Here is a 5,450-nt window from a genome sequence, read left to right on the forward strand (position 1 = left end):
CGGCGCGCTGATCGGCTGCGCGGCGGGCTTCGTCAATGTGCCGCGTATCAAGGGCGTGCACAATGCGATGGGCACCGGCATGCTGGCGGCCGAGCACGCCCATGCCGCGCTGGCGGCGGGCCGCGCCAATGACGAGCTCGCCGAATATGAGAGCGCCTGGCGCTCCTCGCCGGTCGGCCAGGACCTTTATAAGGTCCGCAACGTCAAGCCGCTGTGGTCGAAGTTCGGCACCGTGGTGGGCGTGGTGCTCGGCGGCTTCGACATGTGGTGCAACACGCTCGGCTTCTCGCTGTTCGGCACCCAGTCCCATGCCAAGCCCGACCGTTCAACGCTCGATCCGGCTAAGGCGCACAAGCCCAACCCGGCTGTGAAACCCGACGGCAAGCTGACTTTCGACCGGTTGTCCTCGGTCTTTCTCTCCAATACCAACCATGAGGAAGACCAGCCGGTGCACCTGAAGGTTGCCGACATGGCGCTGCAGAAGAGCTCCGAGCACGACGTCTTTGCCGGCCCGTCGAACCGCTATTGCCCGGCCGGGGTCTATGAATGGGTCGAGGAGGGCACGGGCCCGCGCTTCGTCATCAACGCGCAGAACTGCGTCCACTGCAAAACCTGCGACGTGAAGGACCCGAACGGCAATATCACCTGGGTTCCGCCGGAGGGCGGTGGCGGCCCGAATTACGAAGCGATGTAATGCACGATTCCGTGAGCCGGCCGCTGCCTGCCGTGCGATCGGCCACGATAAGGCCATAGTAAATCGCTTACAGGCGGGATAGATGACCGAAAGGGCGCCCGTCTGGCCGAATCGCCTGCAATCCTTGCGATTGGCCGCCAAACTCGGCATGGTCGGCGCCTTAAGGTGCCGACTGGACGCTGCCGACAGGTTCGTGTTCGAGACGATTCCCGCCATTTCCAACAGCCAGAGCGAACCGTGATGTTCTCAATTCGTTGCAATCGTTGGACTGCCGTAGCTTTCGCCGCGATGCTCCTGCCCGGCACGGTCCTCGCGCAAACGCCCGATCATCCAACTGACACCGCCGCTCAATTCCCGAACATGCACGACCTCAAGGCGCTGACGACCTCAGGCAGCTATCTTGCCGCGCGGCACGCCAGCGTCGAGCGCGACGCCGCCTCCGCGGCGGCGTTCTACCGTTCGGCGCTGCGCACCGATCCGAAGAACAGCGAACTGCTCGACCGCGCCTTCATCTCCTCGGTTGCCGACGGCGATGTCGACGAGGCGGTCAAGCTCGCCGAGCGCATTCTCACGGTCGACAAGAACAACCGCATCGCCCGTCTGGTGGTCGGTGTTCAGAACATCAAGCTGAAGAAATACGCCGCCGCGCAAACCAACATCAACCAGTCGGTGCGCGGCCCGATCACCGATCTCGTCGCGACCTTGCTGTCGGCTTGGTCGAGCTACGGCGCCGGCGACGTCAAGACGGCGGTCGCCAGCATCGACAAGCTGGCCGGCCCGGAATGGTATCCGATCTTCAAGGATCTGCATGCCGGCATGATCTATGATCTCGCCGGCAAGGAGAAGGACGCCGGCGCCCGCTTCGAACGTGCCTACAAGCTCGACGATTCGATGCTGCGCATCACCGAGGCCTACGCGCACTGGCTGACCCGCAACAAGGATGAGGCCTCGGCGACCGCAATCTACGAGGCGTTCGACAAGAAGCTGGCGCGCCATCCTTTGATCCAGGAGGGGCTGCGCGACACCAAGGAAGGCAAGAAGCTGCCGCCCTTGATCGAGTCCCCGCAGGCCGGTGCGGCCGAAGCGCTGTACGGCATCGGCGCCACGCTGACCCGCCGCGGCGGCGAAGACCTTGCGCTGATCTATCTGCAGCTTGCGCTTTATCTGCAGCCGAACCATCCGCTGGCGCTGCTGTCGCTCGCCGATCTCTACGAGACCGTGAAGAAGCCGCAGATGGCGATCAAGATCTATGAGCGGGTGCCGGCGAGCTCGCCGCTGAAGCGCAATGCGCAGATCCAGCTTGCCACCGACCTCGACAGCGCCGACCGCAGCGACGAAGCGATCAAGATCCTGAAGGACGTGATCGCGCAGGATTCGAAGGATCTGGAAGCCATCATGGCGCTCGGCAACATCGAGCGTGGCCGCAAGAAGTTCGCCGATTGCGCCGTGACCTATTCGCAGGGCATCGATTCGCTGCCACCTGATAACGACAAGGCCAACAGCGTTTACTATTACTATCGCGGTATCTGCGAGGAGCGCTCCAAGCAGTGGCCGAAGGCCGAGGCCGACATGCGCAAGGCGCTCGCGTTGAACCCCGAGCAGCCGCACGTCCTGAACTATCTCGGCTATTCCTGGATCGACCAGGGCACCAATCTCGACGAAGGCATGAAGATGATCAAGCGTGCCGTCGATCAGCGCCCTGACGACGGCTATATCGTGGATTCGCTTGGTTGGGCCTATTTCCGCATCGGCAACTACGAGGAGGCGGTGAAGAATCTCGAGCGCGCGATCGACCTGAAGCCCGAGGATCCGACGATCAACGATCACCTTGGCGATGCCTATTGGCGCGTCGGGCGCAAGCTCGAAGCCAAGTTCCAGTGGGCGCATGCACGGGACCTGAAGCCGGAACCGGACGAACTGCCGAAGATCGAAGCCAAGATCCAGAATGGCCTGCCGGATGATCCGGGCGCCGCTGCCGCAGCCTCCGCCGACCGCGATACGTCGGCCGACAAGAAGAAGGACGACGTGAAGGACAGCGGCAAAGAGGAAGGCAAGGGCGGCTGATCGGCGGCTTTGCTTCAAGGGGGCACGGCGTCAATGTCGACGTCTCACATCAGCACGCGCGAGGAGATCGGGCGTGCAAAGGTCAATCTGACCTTGCGCGTCGTCGGCCGCCGCGCCGACGGCTATCATGATCTCGAAAGCATCGTCGCCTTTGCCGACTGTGCCGACCGCCTGACGCTTACACCGGGCGGAGAGCTCGGCCTGCGCGCGACCGGGCCGCTCGCCGACGCCTGCGGCGAAACCTCAGACAATCTGGTGCTCAAGGCGGCGCGGCTGCTCGCTGAGGCGGTGCCCGGACTGAAGGTCGGTGCGTTCACCTTGGAGAAGGTGCTTCCCGTCGCCGCCGGCATTGGCGGCGGCTCGGCCGATGCCGCAGCCGCATTGCGATTGCTCGCCCGGTTGAACGATCTGGCGCTCGACGATCCTGCCCTGGTCGCGGTCGCGCTCAACACCGGTGCCGACGTCCCGGTCTGCCTGGCCTCGCAGGCCTGCGACATGACCGGTGTTGGCGACAAACTGCTGCCGCTGGCCTTGCCGGCGCTGCCGTGCGTGATGGTCAACCCACGCGTACCGGTGGCGACCAAGGATGTGTTTCAGGCGCTGGGGCTGCGTCCCGGCCAGCTGCGGGTGGGTGTCAGCGATGTGCTGCGGTCGCCGGCCTGGCCGGCGGCTGGCGCTGCGATCGCCGACTGGATCAAGGCGCTCGCACGCGTGCCCAATGATCTCGAGCCGCCTGCGCTGAAGGTACAGCCCGTGATCGGCGACGTGCTGGCTGCGCTGGGCGCTTGCGCCGGCGTGCAGCTCGCGCGCATGTCCGGTTCGGGCGCGACCTGCTTTGCGATCTTCGGCAACGACGCGGAGGCGCAAGCCGCGGGGCGGAAGGTGACGGCCGCTCACCCGGAATGGTGGGTGCACGCGGGGACGCTGAGCTAGTCTAGTAGTTACGAACTCGCTATTCCGGCGCAGCTGCGTAGGGTGGGCAAAGCGAAGCGTGCCCACCGTTGAGGGCGTCACGCGCAGTGACGTGGTGGGCACGGCGCGCGCAAGAACTTCTCTGTCGAGGTAGCGCCGCAAGCGCGCCTTTGCCCACCCTACGGCCTTTCAATCACCGTCATTGCGAGGAGCGTCAGCGACGAAGCAATCCAGGCTTTCTTCTCGGCTCTGGATTGCTTCGCTTCGCTCGCAATGACGGAAAGGGTTAGTACGACCGCGCCAGGCAAAACGCGACGACCTGCTCGAGGGCCGTCTTCATCGGCGAGGCCGGAAACAGCGCCAGCGCATCGACCGCCATCGCGCCGTAATGATGGGCGCGGCTGATCGTGTCCTCCAGCGCGCGGTGCTTGTTCATCAGCCCGATGGCGTGATCGAGATCGGCATCGCCGATCTCGCCGCGCTCCAGCGCCTTGACCCAGAACGCGCGCTCGCTGTCGGAGCCGCGCCGGAAGGCCAGCACCACCGGCAGCGTGATCTTGCCCTCGCGGAAATCGTCGCCGATGTTCTTGCCGAGCTTGGCGGACTTGCCGCCATAGTCGAGCACGTCGTCGACCAGCTGAAAGGCGATGCCGAGATTCATGCCGACCGAGCGGCAGGCGGTCTGCTCCGCCTTCGGCCGGTTGGCGAGCACCGGCCCGACCTCGCAGGCGGCGGCGAACAATTCAGCCGTCTTGCCGCGGATCACAGCGAGATATTCGTCCTCGGTGGTTGCGGTATTCTTGGCGGCCGCGAGTTGCATCACCTCGCCTTCGGCGATGGTGGCGGCCGCCGCGGAGAGGATGTCGAGCGCGCGCAGCGAGCCGACCTCGACCATCATCCGGAACGCCTGGCCGAGCAGGAAGTCGCCGACCAGCACGCTGGCCTCGTTGCCCCACAGCATACGAGCGGACAATTTGCCGCGGCGCATCTCGCTCTCGTCGACGACATCGTCGTGGAGCAGGGTGGCGGTATGCATGAATTCGACCGCGGCGGCGAGCTTGATATGGCCATCGCCGGTATAGCCGGTGAGATTGGCCATCGCGAGCGTCAGCATCGGCCGCAGCCGCTTGCCGCCCGACGAGATCAGATGGTTGGCGACTTCCGGGATCATCGTCACTTCGGAGCCGGTCCGCGACAGGATCGTGGCGTTGACCCGTTCCATGTCGGCTGTAACAAGCGCGACCAGCCCGTCGATCGAAGCGCCCGATGGGCTCTCGAAAGGTACAATAACCGCCACGCTGGTCTCCGCTTTTGCTATGGTCCGGCCGGACAATAGAAACTGTGGCGCACTGCGGCAAGGGTCGAGGCAGGGGTTGAGGGAAGGGTCGAGCAGACCTTGACATTGGCTTCGCGCGACAGGCCAACACGGAGTAATGACGTTTGCGGGAATTGGTTCGAACCAACGACATCGTGCTGGTCTCGGCGATCGAAGCCCTGCTCGACGGCGCCAACATTCATCATCTCGTGCTCGACCAGAACATGAGCATCATCGAGGGCTCGCTCGGCATTCTGCCGCGGCGGATCCTGGTGCACGAGGACGACAATCAACAGGCGCGCCGGTTGCTTGCCGAGGCCGGCCTTGCCCATGAGTTGCGTTTCGATGAATGACACCGCGGCCGCCGTTTCCGAGGATGCGTTTCTCGGCGGACGGCTGCTTTTGCGCCAGCCGCGATCGGGCCACCGCGCCGGTCATGACGCGATGTTGCTGGCGGCCGCGACC

Annotated in this window: 6 protein-coding genes and 1 pseudogene; 6 read left to right on the forward strand and 1 reads right to left on the reverse strand. The window is 64.6% G+C overall.

Features of this window, described 5'->3' with window-relative positions; all coding sequences use genetic code 11:
- The 4 genes from WA702_RS17905 to WA702_RS17920 form a co-directional block, all read left to right on the forward strand.
- Window positions 1–694 (forward strand): electron transfer flavoprotein-ubiquinone oxidoreductase (locus tag WA702_RS17905; protein ID WP_425111871.1); only part of this gene is annotated, 694 nt, incomplete at its 5' end.
- 82 nt (window positions 695–776) lie between these two features.
- Entirely contained in the window at window positions 777–935 is a 159-nt protein-coding gene (locus tag WA702_RS17910; RefSeq protein WP_425111872.1) for a hypothetical protein, read from the forward strand.
- Window positions 935–2,758, forward strand: a complete 1,824-nt coding sequence (locus WA702_RS17915; RefSeq protein ID WP_425111873.1) for a tetratricopeptide repeat protein — start codon at window positions 935–937, stop codon at window positions 2,756–2,758. Before WA702_RS17910 ends, WA702_RS17915 begins: the two co-directional genes overlap by 1 nt.
- 33 nt (window positions 2,759–2,791) lie before the next feature.
- Window positions 2,792–3,691, forward strand: a complete 900-nt coding sequence (locus tag WA702_RS17920) for a 4-(cytidine 5'-diphospho)-2-C-methyl-D-erythritol kinase (protein WP_425111874.1) — start codon at window positions 2,792–2,794, stop codon at window positions 3,689–3,691.
- Window positions 3,692–3,956: 265 nt separating this feature from the next.
- On the opposite strand, the gene WA702_RS17925 is transcribed toward WA702_RS17920, so the two are convergent.
- Window positions 3,957–4,967, reverse strand: a complete 1,011-nt coding sequence (locus tag WA702_RS17925) for a polyprenyl synthetase family protein (RefSeq protein ID WP_425111875.1) — start codon at window positions 4,965–4,967, stop codon at window positions 3,957–3,959.
- Window positions 4,968–5,110: 143 nt separating this feature from the next.
- Here WA702_RS17925 and WA702_RS17930 point away from each other — a divergent pair, with 143 nt between their 5' ends.
- Complete coding sequence (locus WA702_RS17930; RefSeq protein WP_425111876.1) at window positions 5,111–5,338, forward strand: DUF2007 domain-containing protein; 228 nt, start codon at window positions 5,111–5,113, stop codon at window positions 5,336–5,338.
- Window positions 5,316–5,450, forward strand: a pseudogene (locus WA702_RS17935) (methyltransferase); the annotation flags it as partial. The gene WA702_RS17930 and the pseudogene WA702_RS17935, both read left to right, overlap by 23 nt.

It is taken from the genome of Bradyrhizobium sp., from assembly GCF_049798375.1.
GTDB lineage: Bacteria > Pseudomonadota > Alphaproteobacteria > Rhizobiales > Xanthobacteraceae > Bradyrhizobium.

Excerpts from the sequence above, each read along its gene's own strand:
- WA702_RS17910 (WP_425111872.1), top strand. The coding sequence starts at position 777 with ATGACCGAAAGGGCGCCCGTCTGGCCGAATCGCCTGCAATCCTTGCGA.
- WA702_RS17915 (WP_425111873.1), top strand. The coding sequence starts at position 935 with ATGTTCTCAATTCGTTGCAATCGTTGGACTGCCGTAGCTTTCGCCGCG.
- WA702_RS17920 (WP_425111874.1), top strand. The coding sequence starts at position 2,792 with ATGTCGACGTCTCACATCAGCACGCGCGAGGAGATCGGGCGTGCAAAG.